Origin of the sequence: Paenibacillus ginsengihumi DSM 21568 (genome assembly GCF_000380965.1) — a bacterium.
Taxonomy (GTDB): domain Bacteria; phylum Bacillota; class Bacilli; order Paenibacillales; family NBRC-103111; genus Paenibacillus_G; species Paenibacillus_G ginsengihumi.
The window spans coordinates 95,516-111,336 of record NZ_KB905551.1 but is presented as its reverse complement, the minus strand read 5'-3'; the positions used below and the strand labels follow the sequence as shown (position 1 = coordinate 111,336).

The 15,821-nt window shown below is 57.4% G+C and carries 13 protein-coding genes and 1 pseudogene; 7 read left to right on the top strand and 7 right to left on the bottom strand.

From position 1 onward, the window contains the following. Positions 1-528: 528 nt before the first annotated feature. Positions 529-2,019 carry a MocR-like pyridoxine biosynthesis transcription factor PdxR gene (gene pdxR / locus F591_RS0103745; protein ID WP_019533247.1) on the bottom strand — a complete coding sequence of 497 codons (1,491 nt, stop codon included), beginning with the start codon at positions 2,017-2,019 and terminating at the stop codon, positions 529-531. A 197-nt stretch (positions 2,020-2,216) separates the two neighbouring features. Here pdxR and hisC point away from each other — a divergent pair, with 197 nt between their 5' ends. Both hisC and F591_RS0103735 read left to right on the top strand, forming a co-directional pair. Beyond that, complete coding sequence (gene hisC, locus F591_RS0103740) at positions 2,217-3,290, top strand: histidinol-phosphate transaminase (RefSeq protein ID WP_019533246.1); 1,074 nt, start codon at positions 2,217-2,219, stop codon at positions 3,288-3,290. 487 nt (positions 3,291-3,777) lie between these two features. Next, complete coding sequence (locus F591_RS0103735; RefSeq protein WP_019533245.1) at positions 3,778-4,572, top strand: undecaprenyl-diphosphate phosphatase; 795 nt, start codon at positions 3,778-3,780, stop codon at positions 4,570-4,572. Positions 4,573-4,688: 116 nt separating this feature from the next. Here the strand turns inward: F591_RS0103735 and F591_RS32210 are convergent, their stop codons facing one another. Then, positions 4,689-4,946 (bottom strand): hypothetical protein, encoded by a 258-nt coding sequence (locus F591_RS32210; RefSeq protein WP_019533244.1) that lies wholly within the window; start codon positions 4,944-4,946, stop codon positions 4,689-4,691. Between the two features lie 265 nt (positions 4,947-5,211). On the opposite strand from F591_RS32210, the gene F591_RS0103725 reads away from it, so the two are divergent. Together F591_RS0103725 and F591_RS0103720 are read left to right on the top strand one after the other, a co-directional pair. Continuing rightward, positions 5,212-5,655: a DUF6157 family protein gene (locus F591_RS0103725; RefSeq protein WP_019533243.1), complete on the top strand. Its 444-nt coding sequence runs from the start codon at positions 5,212-5,214 to the stop codon at positions 5,653-5,655. A gap of 88 nt (positions 5,656-5,743) precedes the next feature. Continuing rightward, positions 5,744-6,643: an SDR family oxidoreductase gene (locus tag F591_RS0103720; RefSeq protein WP_019533242.1), complete on the top strand. Its 900-nt coding sequence runs from the start codon at positions 5,744-5,746 to the stop codon at positions 6,641-6,643. Positions 6,644-6,659: 16 nt separating this feature from the next. On the opposite strand, the gene F591_RS0103715 is transcribed toward F591_RS0103720, so the two are convergent. Further along, positions 6,660-8,291 carry an MDR family MFS transporter gene (locus F591_RS0103715; RefSeq protein WP_019533241.1) on the bottom strand — a complete coding sequence of 544 codons (1,632 nt, stop codon included), beginning with the start codon at positions 8,289-8,291 and terminating at the stop codon, positions 6,660-6,662. A gap of 23 nt (positions 8,292-8,314) precedes the next feature. Then, complete coding sequence (locus F591_RS0103710) at positions 8,315-8,746, bottom strand: MarR family winged helix-turn-helix transcriptional regulator (protein WP_019533240.1); 432 nt, start codon at positions 8,744-8,746, stop codon at positions 8,315-8,317. Positions 8,747-9,018: 272 nt separating this feature from the next. Between F591_RS0103710 and F591_RS0103705 the strand changes: the two genes are divergently transcribed. Next, complete coding sequence (locus F591_RS0103705) at positions 9,019-10,020, top strand: DUF1835 domain-containing protein (protein ID WP_245580972.1); 1,002 nt, start codon at positions 9,019-9,021, stop codon at positions 10,018-10,020. Between the two features lie 106 nt (positions 10,021-10,126). Next, complete coding sequence (locus F591_RS0103700) at positions 10,127-10,711, top strand: histidine phosphatase family protein (protein ID WP_019533238.1); 585 nt, start codon at positions 10,127-10,129, stop codon at positions 10,709-10,711. A gap of 119 nt (positions 10,712-10,830) precedes the next feature. Here the strand turns inward: F591_RS0103700 and F591_RS0103695 are convergent, their stop codons facing one another. The 3 genes and pseudogenes from F591_RS0103695 to F591_RS0103685 all read right to left on the bottom strand — a co-directional run bounded on the left by F591_RS0103695 (position 10,831) and on the right by F591_RS0103685 (position 13,138). After that, on the bottom strand, positions 10,831-11,448 hold the full coding sequence (locus tag F591_RS0103695) for a hypothetical protein (RefSeq protein ID WP_026326356.1): 618 nt from the start codon (positions 11,446-11,448) through the stop codon (positions 10,831-10,833). Positions 11,449-11,667: 219 nt separating this feature from the next. After that, positions 11,668-11,856 (bottom strand): annotated as a pseudogene (locus F591_RS0103690) (hypothetical protein); the annotation flags it as partial. 40 nt (positions 11,857-11,896) lie between these two features. Beyond that, the gene (locus F591_RS0103685; protein ID WP_019533235.1) at positions 11,897-13,138 is read right to left on the bottom strand and encodes a helix-turn-helix domain-containing protein; all 1,242 of its coding nucleotides are present in this window, start codon (positions 13,136-13,138) and stop codon (positions 11,897-11,899) included. Between the two features lie 267 nt (positions 13,139-13,405). Between F591_RS0103685 and F591_RS0103680 the strand changes: the two genes are divergently transcribed. Continuing rightward, complete coding sequence (locus F591_RS0103680) at positions 13,406-15,694, top strand: glycoside hydrolase family 3 C-terminal domain-containing protein (protein WP_019533234.1); 2,289 nt, start codon at positions 13,406-13,408, stop codon at positions 15,692-15,694. Positions 15,695-15,821 lie beyond the last annotated feature (127 nt).

Sequence of the window (15,821 nt, the reverse complement as noted above, 5' to 3'; positions counted from 1 at the left end):
GGGTCAGGGTCGTCTATGTCCAATCCAGCCTACCTCCAAGCATAATAAGAACAAAAAATGATCTTACTCCTCCCGAAATGGCCCAATAATCGAAAATTAGATCGAACAACAACCTTATTCGAGCTGCTAACCCCGGAAACGGGGCGATTTCATTAAGATAAGCACGAAATTCAGTCTTATTTTGGCGTTTCACTGATTTTTTTCAGGGATAAGATCGAATTTCACGCTTATTCAAGCATTTCCTTCATCGGAAGGCAGCTTGACAGCGAGCCTTCTCGGGTGCGCAGGAAAGAGCAACAGCTGAACCCCCTCCCAAAAGCAGGCAGAATCGGAGATCCGGCAGTACCCCATCATTTTGCTTTAAAGCTTGCGGAGGAAAATGTACTTTCCGGAGTATTACCAAGGTACATAGATATGAATATGGGACCAAGCCAAGTAACTCCCATTCCCTATCTTTACATCCAACGTATGGGTTCGCACGATAAAGAATTTCGCCGTAAGCGAGGTTTTTCTGTATGCCTCGCAGCTTTACCCGGCAAGCCACGCCCGGGCGAGGACGGCGACGCCTTCCCGGATGTCCGTCTCGGACAAGCCGCCGAAGCCGAGCAGCACGGTGGAAGCAGGGGCGCGCTGCTCGTTCAGCGCATAGACGGAGGTCGGATAGACGCCCGCGCCTTCGCGTCTGGCGGTCCGGACGAGCTCCGCTTCGCTCATGCCGTTATGCACCCGAAGCAGCACGTGCAGGCCGGAGCCTTCGCCGATCAGCTCCGCAAGCTCTCCGAAGGAGCTGCGAACGGCCTGCAGCAAGGCGTCGTTCTTCCGCTGGTACAGTGTCCGCATCCTGCGCATATGCCGCGCGAAGTCGCCGGACTGCATGAACAGCTGCAGCGCTCCTTGAAAAATCGGCGAGGCGAGCTGATCGTAGCTGTGCCGCCTCCGGCGAAACCGCTCCAGCAGCGCGTCCGGCAGCACGAGATAGCTGATTCGGAACGCTGGCGTCAGCGCTCTTGAGAACGTGCCGACATAGATGACCCGGCCGTCGTCGTCCATGCTTTGCAGCGACGGAATCGGCATGCCGCCGTAGCGGAATTCGCCGTCGTAGTCGTTCTCGATAATGTACGCGCGCCGCTCCTTGGCCCAGTTCAGCAGCTTGATCCGCTTGCCGGCCGATAAGGTCATGCCGAACGGAAACTGGTGCGACGGCGTGACATAAGCGGCCTGCGCGCCGCTGGCGGCGACATCCTCGATACGAATGCCGTCGCTCTCCAGGCGAAGCGGGCGGCACGCGAACCGGTATTGGCCGAGCAGCGCCTTCACGCCTTCGTTGACCGCCTCCTCCGCGGCGATGCAGGCCACATCCTCCTGCAGCAGCTGAAACAGCAGCTCCAGCGAGTGGTACGTACCGGCGCCGACGACGATATGTCCGGGCGTGCAGCGCACCCCGCGCATCCGGTGCAGGTAAGCGGCGATTTCCTCGCGGAGCCCGGGCTCCCCCTGCCAGTCGCCGTACAGCAGCAGCCGGCTGTTCTCCGGCAGGAGGCAGCGGTTCATCAGCCGCCGCCAGCGAACGAGCGGGAAGTGCGCCAGATCGACGCTGCCGTAGCCGAAATCGTAGCGCAGCCGCTCGCCCTCCGCGGCATGGTAAGCCCGCTGCGGCGCATACGCCGCGCTGGCGGGGGCCGCCTCCGGGCCGGCATGCGGCCGGGCTGCCGAGGCCGGGGACGGGCCAGCGGCAGGGGCCGCGGGCATCGCCGGCACCGTCGGGGCGTCCAGCTCGGCGGCGAACAGCCCGCTCCGCGGCTTGCTGCGCGCGTAGCCTTCGGCCAGCAGCTGGTCGTAGGCCAGCGCGACGGGCGTCCGGCTGACGCCGAGGTGGGCCGCCAGCCTGCGGATAGAGGGCAGCCGCTCGCCAGCCTTGATGCGCCCGGCGGCGATCTCGCCGCGAATATAGCGGTACAGCTGCATGTACAGCGCTTCCGCCGATTCCCCGTCGAAGCGGGGCGTCAGCTCGAACATCATGTTTACCCTCCCGGATAATGAACAATCTGTCATTTAAAATATTTAAAAACTGTCCATTTTACGAATGACAAATCATCGGTATGATCATCATATCATCTCCCGCTTCGGAAAGGTAGCGCGGATGCCTTGAAGCGGGGCGCCTGGCCGACGATTGTTCGCCACGGTCGCCTCGCAAGCGAATAAAGGAGGTAATGAGCATGACACAGACATTGATACTGCCGCATATCGAGAGGCTGGCGCCTTATCCGATGGGCGAGCGACCGCCGGAAGGAATTCGCACCATCAAGCTGAACCAGAACGAAAGCCCTTATCCGCCTTCGCCGCTTGTCCTTAAAGCGCTCCGCTCGATCGGGGAGGAAGAGCTCAGCCGCTACCCCGATGCCGTTAACGGAGGGCTGCGGGCCGTTTTGGCGGAAAGGTTCGGGGTGAACGCAGAGCGTATTTTTTGCGGCAACGGCTCCAGCGAGATCATTTCGCTCATCATGAAAGTGTTCGTCGGCGCGCAGCGGCGGGTTGCGCTGCCCGATCCGACCTTTGCCCTGTACGCGACGGCCGCGGCCGTTCATCAGGCGGAATGCATTGCGGTGCCGACCGATTCCGATTACGCCATATCAATCGACGGGCTGCTGAACAGCGGCGCGGATGCGGTTGTGCTCGTCAATCCGAATGCGCCGACCGGACGGACGCTGCCGCCCGCCGAGGTCGAAAGGCTTGTAAGCCGCTTCCCGGGCCTTGTCATTATCGACGAAGCGTATATCGATTTCGCTCCGGAGGGCACGTCCGCGCTGCCGCTGCTTGGCCGCTACGAGAATGTGCTGCTGCTGCGCACGTTCTCCAAATGCTATGCCTTGGCCGGAGCCCGGGTCGGCTACTGCTTCGGCGCCGAACCGCTGATTGCCGCGCTGGAGAAGAGCAAGGACAGCTTCAACGTGAATGCCGTCAGCGCCAAGCTGGCCGCCGCCGCTCTGCAGGACCGGGAATACGCCAAGCGGACGGCCGCCGCCGTCTGCCGCACCCGCGATTGGTTCGCGTCGGGGCTTCAGGCGCTAGGTTTCCGCGTCGTGCCGTCGCACACCAATTTCGTGCTGGCCGAGCCGCCGTCCGGGCCGGGCGCACCGACCGCCCGGGAGCTGTATGGCAAGCTGCTCGAACGCGGCATTTACGTCCGGTATTTCGATCATCCCCGGCTTGCTGACAAGCTGCGCATTTCGATCGGGACGGACGAGGAGCTGGCAGTCTGTATGGCGGCGCTGAGCGAGCTGGTCGGGTGAGCCGACGCCCCGTACGGTGACTCCGCATGTCGTGATCGGTTAAGCCGACGCCCCGTACGGTGACTCCGCATGTCGTGATCGGTTAAGCCGACGCCCCGTACGGTGACTCCGCATGTCGTGATCGGTTAAGCCGACGCCCCGTACGGTGACTCCGCATGTCGTGATCGGTTAAGCCGACGCCCCGTACGGTGACTCCGCATGTCGTGATCGGTTAAGCCGACGCCCCGTACGGTGACTCCGCATGCCGTGATCGGTTAAGCCGGCGTCTTGTACGACGACTCCGTGTGTCCTGGTCGGTTAAACCGGCGTCTTGTACGACGACTCCGCTGTCCCGACTGGAAAAGCCGACGCCTCATATGAGGACTCCGCGTGTCCTGATCGGAGCCGGCGCCCGTACGACGACCCGGCATGTCCCGGTTGGACTAACCCCCGGATCTCGGGAATATACTCCACTATGTACAAGTCTTATCGGACGGGAGTGTGAGCGATGGGCGATTGGCTGAATGCGATCGTGCTGGGGATTGTGGAGGGCTTGACGGAATTTTTGCCCGTATCGTCGACGGGACATATGATTCTCGCCGGCGAGCTGCTGGATTTTCACGGCGAGCGGGCGGATACGTTCAAGATCGTCGTGCAGCTCGGGGCGGTGTTGGCCGTATTGGTGCTGTATTGGGAGCGGTTCGTCGGGTTTCTGAAGCCGCGGCGGGGGGAGGAACGCTCGGGGCTGAATCTCGGGCATGTGCTGCTGGCGATGGCGCCGGCTATTGTTGCCGGGCTAACCTTGTATCGGCTGATCAAGGATGTCCTGTTCGGTCCCGGTCCCGTGCTGCTCAGCCTTATTTTCGGAGGCGTCCTGATGATTGCCGCCGAGAAGGCCGGCCGGCGGGTCACGGCGGAGACGATGGACGATCTCACCTATCGGCAGGCGTTCGGCATCGGGCTGTTCCAATGCCTGGCCTTATGGCCCGGCTTCTCGCGTTCCGGGTCGACCATCTCGGGAGGCATGCTGCTCGGCGCGAGCCAGAAGGCGGCGGCAGAGTTCACCTTCATCGTCTCGGTGCCGATGATGTTCGCCGCGTCCGGGCTCGATCTGTATCAAAGCCGGGAGCATCTGGTGCGCGAGGACCTGGCGCTGTTCCTGATCGGACTGGCCGCCGCCTTCGTCGTGGCGATGATCGCGATCGTCACCTTTTTGAATTTGGTCAAAAGGCTCAGGTTATCCTGGTTTGCCTATTACCGCTTCGCTCTTGCGGCGCTGTTTTATTTCATCATCTATAGGTAATGCCGCTTATATTCGTTTACAGTCGATTGGCGGTCGGTGAATGGCCGAATGGGGGGTGTCCTAAAGGGGAAGGGGCCTTAACGCCGCCCCGTCGACATTGTCGCGCTGGTCCGTTCTCAGTCCCCGCCACCGCCGCCTCCATCTCCGCCGCCGCTGTCCCCGCCGCTGCAGCTGCTATCGCTGCCTGAGCCGCCGAACCAGCTGCCGCCTCCGTTTCCGCAATCGCTGTCGCTGCGGGCCGATCCGGTATCGCCGGAGGTATAGACGTAGCCGTCGCTGCCGCTGTTACGGCGCCTCCGCTTGTTTTTGCTCGAGAATGAGCTTAAAACCAGCACCGCAATAAAGATGACAAGCAGAATAAAAAACATTTCCATAGGCTGTACCTCCGTTTCTAAGCTGCTGTTTGTTAGTTGGGTGATACAGCTTCAGTATAACAGCGATTTGTTAACATCATGTAAACAATTATCTGAAAATTGCAAAAATTCAATCAAATAAAAGCTTTTTTTTTTGGGTCCCCATATGGAAAAAAATCGCCTCCGCCCCCGTTGCCGCATACCGCGCATCTATGCAACAATAATAGAAAATACGGCACTGCGCCGCGATAGCAGCATTCCAAGCAGATGCGCCGGAGGGAATCGCATGAAGAAAGATATGAATTACTATAGTACATTCATTACGGCCGCGCCGGATTGTCCGGTTGACGAGGGAGTGATTCCTCCGGCCAAGCAGGGAGGGCCTACCAAGCCGCGGATCGAGTATGAGCTGCTTTCGGCTCATCCTTATACGTTCACCCAGGAAGAGCTAATCTACGAGGTGCACGTCCGCCATAAAGGAATTTCGGAGGAAGAGCGGGAAAGCCGGGGAGACGAGATCCGGGAAGCGCTGTTTCAGAAGCCGCAGCCCTGCCTGCGGGCATCCATGCTGCCGAAGAAGTACGGCTGGGGGCTCCATTTTGACACAGACGGAAAAATCGCCCTGTACGGCAAGGAATCGCCCGAATACCAGCGGTTCCTTGAGAATAAGGACGGCAGCCTGAAGCTGCTCCCCGCCATGCGGAACGGCAAAGCCCGGCCCGGAGTCTGATGGTCCGCAAAAATGCATGGGAATAGGCACTTTCCAGAAGCTGGGCGAATATCCTGTGTTGCATAACAATGCAAAGGAGATTTCGCTAATGATTCCCATGTACGGTTACTACGGCTATGAGACGAGATGCAGGCAGGAGCCGATCACTTTCCCGCCGCAGCATCAGAACGTGCAGCCCGGTCTGGAATATGTGATGAATCCGGTTCCGATCTCCGACAATCCCGGATACAGAGGCAGCGGGAAGCTCGATGGGAAGGTCGCTCTAATTACCGGGGGCGACAGCGGCATCGGCCGGGCCGTGGCGATCGGCTTTGCCAAGGAAGGCGCCGATGTGGCGATCGTTTATATGTACGAACGGAGGGACGCGGACGATACCCGGCAGATGGTGGAGCGGTACGGCCGGCGCTGTCTGCTCATCGAAGGCGATTTGCGGCGGTCCGCTTTTTCGGCGGAGGCGGTCAGGCAGACGATCGACCGCTTCGGCAAACTGGACGTGCTCGTCCTGAATCAGGGGGTCCAATTTCCGCAGCGGTGCATCACGGACATTTCGGACGAACAGCTTGACGATACGTTCCGGACGAACATTTATCCGCATTTTTATATGACGAAGGCTGCCCTTCCGTACCTGAAGCCGGGAAGCTCCATCATCTCGACGGCCTCGGTGACCGCATATCGCGGCGCGCCGCTGCTGGTTGACTATTCCTCAACCAAAGGGGCGATCGTCTCGTTCACCCGTTCGCTCTCGCTCCAATTGGTGTGCAGGGGGATCCGGGTCAACGCGGTAGCTCCGGGACCGATCTGGACGCCGCTCATCGTCTCCAGCTATTCGGCGGAGTTCGTCAGAACATTCGGGCTGGAAACGCCGATGAGACGGGCTGGCCAGCCGTTCGAGCTGGCGCCGACCTACGTTTATTTGGCCTCGGACGATTCCTCTTTCGTGACAGGGCAGGTGCTTCACGTGAACGGAGGCATCATAACGGAAACGTAACCGCCCCAAGGAGCGGTTACGTTTTGTTTCCGGCCAGCATCGTCGGCATCGCGCCGGATTCTTCCTTGTGTCCGCTGCCGTCCGGCGGCTGATTCGTCGTGCGCAGCGGAATTTCCTTCAAGAAGAACACGAGGATGAAGGCGACGGCGGTGACGATGGCCCCGGTCAAAAAGACGACCGACAGCGTGCTGGCCAGCGCATGACGGATGCTGTCGATCATTTGCGCGAACAGCGCCTGCGCTTCCGGAGGCAGAGAGGCCTGCGTCTGCTCCAGCAAAGGCTTGTTCATGAGCGCTTGCGGATTGGCGAAGGTAAGCAGCTGCTGCGCCAGCTGCGGATCGAGCCTGCTGAAATCCGGGGCGTCCGGGCCTTGGAGCGCTTGGGTCAGATGCTTGGCCAAATTGTTGGACATGACCGTACCCATCACGGCAATGCCGATCGTCCCGCCCAGGTTGCGGAACAGCTGGGTCGATGCCGTCACGACGCCGAGCTGATTGTGCGGCACCGCGTTTTGCGTGGCCAGCGAGAAGACGGGCATGCCGAGACCAAGGCCCACGCCGAAAACGATCATGCTGATGACGGCCAGCCAAACGCTGTTCATGAACACCATGATGATCATGCCGGCGATCATGATCGGCATGCCGATGACCGCGTAACGCTTGTACTTGCCGCTTTTGGCGATCCATTGGCCGGTCAAGGCGCTGACGACAACCATCGCGATCGACATCGGCATCGTCACATAGCCCGCGAGCGTAGGCGAAATGCCGAGCACGCCCTGGACGAAGAACGACAAGTAGATCAGCGCGCCCATCATGCCGAAGTTCATGATAAAGCCGATGACGTTCGATATGGTGACGATGCTGTTGCCGAACAGGCTTAAAGGAAGAATCGGGTTATCCACTTTCGTCTCCGCATAGACGAAAATAACGGCCGATACCACAGTGGCGGCAAGCAGTCCAACAATTTGCGGCGAGCTCCAGGCGTATTGCGTGCCGGCCCAGGAGAAGGCGATCAGCAGCGGAACGATAGTCGTCGTCAGCAGCAAGGAGCCTACATAATCGACGCTCTCCGCCTGCCCGCGCTCCACCTTTGGGAACAAGCTCATAATCATTGCGAAAGCAACAATGCCAAGCGGAAGGAAAATCCAGAACAGCCAGTGCCAGTCCATATGGTCTACCAAATAGCCGCCCAAGGTCGGCCCGACGACGCTGGAGAAGCCGAACACCGCCGTCATCAGCCCCATCCATCGGCCGCGCTCGCGCGGCGCGAACAGGTCGCCGACAGCCGTGAAGGCGGTCGATTGAATGACGCCGGCGCCGATCCCTTGAATGCCGCGGTAAGCGATGAAATGGAACACGTTGCTGGATGTGCCGGTCAAAAAGGCGCCGAGCATAAACACGAGAATGCCCGTCAGCAGGAACGGCTTGCGCCCGAACATGTCGGACAGCTTGCCGACCAGAATGGCCGCGATGGTCGAGGTCAGCAAGTAGATGTTGATCGTCCACGTGTAATACTCCATGCCGTTCAAAATCGCGATAATCCGCGGCATCGCTGTGCTGACAATCGTCTGGTTGATAGCGGCGAAAAACATTGCGGCCATGATCGCAATCATGATGGTCATTTTGCGACGGGTCGATAAATGCTCCATGGAATCCTCTCCGCTGTCAAAAATTATGGTTTGTCGTCCATGTTCGCAAGCAGCTGGGAAAATATTCTTTTCAGATGATGAATGTCTTCGTCCGGCAGTTTGTCGAAAAACGTTTGAAAAATTTCCTCCTGGGTCTCTTTAACTTCGTCCAGCATGTGCCGCCCTTTCTCCGTGATGGAGACGTACACGACCCGGCGGTCGCTCTCTGCCCGTTCCCGCTGGATGTGCCCTTCGGCGAACAGCTTGTCGGCAAGTCCTGTCACAGCGGCCGGCGTATTGCCGAGCGCCATAGCGAGCTGGGAAACTTTTTGCGGGCCTTCCTTGTTCAGCAGATAGAGCATCTTATACTGTGGAAGGCTCAGCATGTAGCCTCGCTTGTTCCATTCCTGCGAAAATTGTTTGAGCAGCGCCCGAAACATCGAGGAAACCTCGAACAACACTTCGTTTCTGGCCAAATCTGGATTCCTCCTAAAGGCAGCAACCCGCGCCTAGAATAGTTTTCCTTCGTATCGGATGTTTATTCACATGGGGACATTTCGGGGGAATGCTTTAGTTCTTAATAATATATATCATAAAGTGTATGAGGGCTAAATACAAATCGCCGAGTGACGCCCAATGGGGAGCGACAAAAAAGCATAGGCATCGCGGAAGAAGTAAAGTATCCTATAGGAACAAGCAGTTCTTGCTTTCGGGCAATTTTCGAAGGGCACTTTGAAGCGAAGGAGGAATGAGAAAAATGCTGCATATCGTCAACGGAGATACGGTAGGGGAGAAGCTGAGGGGGAACGTGCCGGGCGATATTCTGGTCTGGAGGGAAATATATTCAGACGGGCCGATCTTTATCGATCCGACCGAAGAACGGAGCCGGATGCTGCGGGCACGCTATTTGGAACGAACGATGGGCATTCCGGCGTCGGAATATGCGCGCATGTGTGAAGAACAGGAGCGGGAACTGTCCCGTTGTCGACAGCACGAAGAGATTGTGCTGTGGTTCGAGCATGACTTGTTCGACCAGACGATGCTCTGTTATTTGCTTCACCGGTTTGCCCGGCAGCCGCTGGAGCGTACAAGGCTAAGCCTGGTGTGCATCGGGGCGTTTCCCGGCTTGGAGCCGTTTCGAGGATTAGGGGAATTGTCCTCGGATCAATTAAGCGCGTTGATGAGTTCGCGGGAGCCGGTCGGAGGCGACGTTTTAGCATTAGGCAGCGCCCTTTGGGAAGCTTACGCATCGTCGGCCCCCTCGCCATTGCTTGAGCTGCTGCAGGGCGATACCGCGGCGCTGCCGTATGTGCAGGAAGCGTTCCGGCTTCATCTGTCCAGATTCCCTTCGACTCGCAACGGACTCGGCATCGTCGAGCAGACGACGCTGGAACGGGTTAGAGAGGGCGCAAGCGATCCGCTGAAGCTGTTCGCCGAGGTCGGCCGGCAGCTGCACGGACTGGGGATGGGCGATCTGTCGTATTGGCATTGCTTGGCGAGAATGTCCCAGGGCGCTTATCCGCTGTTTCATATAGAAGGGATCCGGCGTTTCCCTAGTTATCGGGAGCCGGAACCTTCCTTCCGTCAATGTACGGTTGTCCTGACAGAGACGGGCAACCGCGTCCTGAGCGGGGAGACGGATTGGGTTGAATTGAACGGCATCGACGAATGGTACGGCGGTATCCAGCTGCAGGGACATGCCGTTCCATGGCGGTGGGATCCGCACGAAGGCAGGCTCGTTAAGCGGTAATGGCGTGACGAATAGGGGGATGCGGCCAGCTCAATTGCGTTATGTGCAGCACGCTGGCCGGGCCTTTCTCCAGCCTCATACCAAATAACGACAAGGAGATTGGACGATGGAGCTGCTGTTCGTGCGTCACGGACAAGGGGAGCATAACTTGAACGTGCCGGTTCGGCTGAACATGGATCACCCGCGGCTGACGGCAACAGGCAGGAGGCAGGTGGAGCGATTAAAGGAAGAGATTGCGCCCGGGCCTGACGACCTGCTCTTGGTGAGCCCGACCGTGCGCACGCTGGAGACGGCGAATCTGCTCACGGATCATCTGAATTGTCCGCGAAAATATGCAAATCCCTTGGTCGGGCCGAGAATGTTCCCGCAGCATGAGGGTTTCACTCCCGTCCGCTGCGACATCCCGTTATCTTACGACCGCGTCGGACGGGATTTCCCCGATTTCGTTCGCTTGGAGGCGGAGCATGATGCTTTATGGAGGGACGGAATCAATACGATGCCGGAAGAGCCGTTCCGCCTGCTAGGGCTTGGGCTGCTCGCATGGGCCAGGAAACAGGCTGCAGGCCGTGTCATCATCGTTGCGCACGACGGCACGATTACCGCTTACAGGGAGGTGCTTGGGGAGAGGGGTTTAACCCGCCGCGATTTTTTGGGGGAGGCGGGGGTTTACCGGACCGTTTTGGATGCGTAGAACCGCATTGTAATTGCTGAGGAGTGACACGTAAAGCTGCGCGACGTTCGTCGACGCCTGCCGGAATCGGGTGCAGCCCCAACCGGGGTACGGGCGGAGCTGGTCATTGACCCGTTTTCCTAACGCAGCGGCTGCTCCTCAGACAATCTAATATAGTCGGATGGAATCACAACGCCGGCTCCTTTACGTACCGCTTGCATAACGGGGGCGACATGGACGCTTTCGTATTGGGTCGCGGGAATGTAGGAATGAACATAGGCTTGAGTGATTTCCTTGCCCGTACTGAAATCATAACCTAATTGCAAAGGGGCTGTTCCTCGGAGCGTAAAATGCTTCTCCTCCAGCACATGCGCGTAATCGGCGACGTACAGCCCCTGATCATTGCGGGGCAGTTCAATTCTCAACAAAATATTCCCGATATATTGCTTAACCATTTTGATGCCCAAATCTCCGAAATAAGGGCAGTCGGTCAACCACATCGGAAGCGGTTCTAGAAACCCTTCGGTTAGAAAGCACCCCGTCAGCTCCTCCGGCGGATTCGGACAGACGTCAACCTGCCGCCAGGCGTACAAACCGCTGTCAGGGGACAAAATCCGCTCCAAATGTTCTTCCTTTGTATAATGATAAAACACGATATTTCCGCTGCCGGTGAATTCGACACGGCCCGGATCGGGCTTATAGCCGAATTGGCTCAGGCTCACACCTTTTTGCTCTATAAAATGTTCCCCTAATCTCATTCCCATCCCGTCCTCGACTTTCTAATGTGTTGATCCTTGAACCAACGTGTGCGTAGGCAACGTCGTTTCCAGTCTCATTGCGGATAACGGACCTGAGCGCCCTTATTTTGGCCCAAAAGACGCAGTTTTCATAGGCAACGGACAGGAGAGCCGCTAACTACACAAAAAAGGCCGGGTACGTACACATCGATATCGATTAAGGTCTGCGGCGTCCGTCATTTAGAAAACGGTTGTTTTCATTGAAATAACAGCGCTGTGTTCCGTTAGGGTTTGGCCGAGAACGGGCTTTTTTCGATGCTTCGTATGCTGCTCAAAAGCATAGGCGATACGAATCAGAGCGGCTTCGCTAAATGCTTTTCCGGCAAAAGTAACCCCGAAGGGCCTGCCGTTCGCTTGGTATCCGGCAGGATTACCACGTTCCTCCATCATACCATACTCCGCGTCCGTGTTACCTGGCCGAGCTGTATTTGTTTCGATACTGCTTCGGAGTAACCCCTGCAAATTTCTTGAAAATTTTGGTAAAATAACTTTGCTCGTGAAAGTTGAGCAGCGTTCCGATCTCTGCGATCGGGCGGTCCGTTAACGTGAGCAGTTTTTTCGCTTCTTCGATTCTCGTGCGCTGAATGTATTCGCTTAAGGCAACGCCGGTTTCTTTTTTGAACAAGGCCGACAAGTAGCTCGGATTTTTATTGCACCGTTCAGCAAGCAGCGGGAGCGTAATTTCTTCATAAAGATGATTGAAAATATAGTGGATGCACATGGTCACCGGCTTGGAATACTGCTGATTTCTGGCTTCATTCACGCGTTCCGCGAAGGCGCGCAAGGCTTCCCTTCGCAAGCGGTCAATCGCTTGTCTGTCATGCAGTTCCTCAAGCCGTTGAATGAATATATCGCTGAGCGTATAGGCGATTTCCGGATGAAGGCCGCCTTCCATCGCGTATCGGGTGGCGAGCGTAATCATGGCTATCGTTAAATTTTTTTGGCTCCGGATATGGCTCGTTTTTGACAGCACCCCAAGCTCTTCTTCGGGAATGGAATCCCACACTGTCTCCAGTTCGTTTGTACGCCCTTCTTTGATAACATGGTACAGCTTTTTTTCGACGACAGGGTCGTGATGAAGCAAAATATTTTGGCGCCGCTTGGCGATCGTGATGTCCGCATGTTCTATGTGGTTAGAGAGAGGGCCGGAATGATGTTCGTTTGTGAACGCGATTTCCGGATGCAGCCTTTTGCGATAAATCATATAGTAAACCATTTTGGCTGCGTTCATAAGCGCTTGCTTGCTCAGCACGGGAAGCGACTCATAGTAGCGAACGGCGGCTTTTTTGTCGGTGAATACACGGAAATCGTTCATTAAACCGCTTAAGGTCTCGTCGGACAGCCTGGCGAAGAGGATCGGTCCCAATACGACGCTTCCCGTCCGGCGCTCCTGTTCTTTCAAAGGAATGAACGCGAAATGCTCCAGATAGGCGCTTGTTATTAGAACGGGATGATCGGATGCTTCATGCTGCCGAATCGCCTGTGCCAGATGCTCCTCACGCGCAGCATGGAATGGATGGACGGAATGGTCCATGATCCATTCGTGCACGATGTTGCCGCTGTCGTTCAGCCAGATCACAGGCACGCGGAACGATTCAAATATCAATTCGCCAATATACTCCATATCGCAAAGGTTCGGAGCATGTCCCATTTCATTCACCACCTATCTTGAACACAAAAAAAGTATCAAATTCCTAAAAATAATACCATAAACGGTGTAGAGAAATAAATAAAATATAGGTATCGACTTCCATTGGCGTAGGCTTTCGGACTGAATTTCTTCAAGGGGAAGATCCGAGGATTATTCGGAGCGAGTTTGCACGAACGAGATGAAAGCGAATTCAATCGGATGGTCCGCAGTCAAAGTCATGCATAACCCAATTCGACATCTACTTTTTCAAAAATGGGAGGATCTGAAATGAACCGGGATATCAAACAATTGGTGAAGGAACTGACGTTGGAGGAAAAAGCCGGGCTTTGTTCGGGATTGGACTTTTGGCATCTCAAGGGCGTCGAGCGGCTCGGTATTCCTTCCATTATGGTGACGGACGGTCCGCACGGACTGCGCAAGCAAAAGCAGGGCGCCGATCACTTGGGGCTGTTCGACAGCGTGCCGGCAACCTGCTTCCCGTCGGCCGCGGGCATGGCCAGCTCGTGGAACCGGGAGCTGCTCCGCAAGGTCGGACAGGCGCTTGGGGAAGAGTGTCAGGCGGAAGACGTCGCCGTATTGCTCGGACCGGGCGCGAATATTAAGCGATCGCCGCTATGCGGGCGCAATTTCGAATATTTCTCGGAGGACCCGTACTTGTCTTCGGAAATGGCGGCGAGCCACATTCAAGGCGTGCAGAGCCAGGGCGTCGGCACATCGCTGAAGCATTTTGCTGCCAATAACCAGGAGCATCGCCGCATGTCGACCGATGCGATCATCGACGAACGGACGCTGCGCGAAATCTATTTGGCCAGCTTCGAAGGAGCGGTGAAGCAGGCGCAGCCGTGGACGGTGATGTGCTCGTACAATAAAGTGAACGGCGAGTTCGCCTCCGAAAACCGCTATTTGCTGAGCGACATTCTCAAAGAAGAGTGGGGCTTCGAAGGCTTCGTCGTGTCCGACTGGGGCGCTGTCAACGAGCGGGATGCCGCTCTCGCCGGCGGACTGGAGCTGGAGATGCCGGCAAGCTGCGGAATCGGCGAGAAGAAGGTCATCGAAGCGGTGCAAAGCGGCTCGCTGTCTATGGAGAAGCTCGATGCCGCCGTCGAACGCATTTTGCGCATTATTTTCAAAGCGGTGGACGGGAAAAAGGAGAACGCCGCCTACGACCGGGAGGCGCACCACCAGCTGGCGCGGGAGACGGCCAGAGAGAGCATGGTGCTGCTGAAAAACGAAGACGGCATCCTGCCTCTGAAAAAGCAGGGAACGATTGCCGTGATCGGCGAGCTGGCGACGCGCCCGCGCTACCAGGGAGGCGGCAGCTCGCATATCAATCCGACCAGGCTGGAAAATATTGTGGATGAGATTCGAGCTTCGGCGGGGCCGGAGGCAACGGTTACCTATGCGCAAGGCTATTACCGCGACAATGACGATCTGGACGAGGCGCTTGTGGAGGAAGCGAAGCAAGCGGCCGCAGAGGCCGATGTGATTGTCCTGTTCGCAGGCCTGCCGGATCGCTACGAATCGGAGGGCTATGACCGCATCCATCTGCAAATTCCGCTTAATCAGCAGCGTCTGATTGAGGCGGTTGCCGCGGCGAATCCGAATCTGGTCGTCTGCCTGAGCAACGGGGCGCCTGTGGAGATGCCTTGGCTGGACAAGGCGAAAGGCCTGCTGGAGGCTTATTTGGGCGGTCAGGCGCTGGGCGGCGCCATTGCCGACCTGCTGTTCGGCGATGCGAATCCGAGCGGCAAGCTGGCCGAGACATTCCCGAAGAAATTAAGCGACAACCCGTCGTATTTGTTCTTCCCCGGCGAAGGCGATCGGGTGGAGTACCGGGAAGGCATCTTTGTCGGGTACCGGTACTACGATACGAAACAGGTGGAGCCGCTGTTCCCGTTCGGATTCGGACTCAGCTATACGACGTTCGAATACAGCAATCTGACAGTGAGCGCTGAGCGCATCAAGGATACGGATTCGCTGACGGTGTCCGTCGATGTCCGGAATACGGGAGCGGTCGCCGGCAAGGAGGTCGTCCAGCTTTATGTCAGGGATGTCGAGAGCAGCGTGCAGCGTCCGGACAAGGAGCTGAAAGGGTTCCACAAGGTGGAGCTGCAGCCCGGCCAGCAAAAGACGGTCGTCTTTACGCTGGATAAGCGGGCATTTGCCTACTATAATGTGGAGCTTGCCGACTGGCTTGTGGAGACGGGAGCGTTTGACATTTTAATCGGAAAAAGCTCCAGGGACATAGTGCTGTCCGCGAAAGTATGGGTGGACTCGACCGTGGAGCTGCCGTTCCGCGTCCACCGCAACACGACGGTCGGCGATCTGCTGGGCAATCCCGCTATCGCCCCGCTCGCCAAGGAGCTGCTGGCCAAGGCCAGCGAGGGCAGCCCGTTCGCCGCTGCCGACACGGACGGCGAAGCCGCCGAGATGATGGCGGCGATGATGCGGTACATGCCGCTGCGGGCGCTGTCCAACTTCAGCGGCGGCGCATTCACCGAAGACGCGCTGCAGGCGATGATCCGGCAGCTGAACGATGCGCTGATCCGCTCATAATAGCGCGAGCCGTCTGAATAGGAAGCCGTCCTGCTCGGTCGTGAAACCGGCGGGGCGGCTTCCGTTTTTTGGAGAATTCCAAGTCATGCCCAGGCTAAGGAGCAGAAGCATTTTTTCTATTGACGAA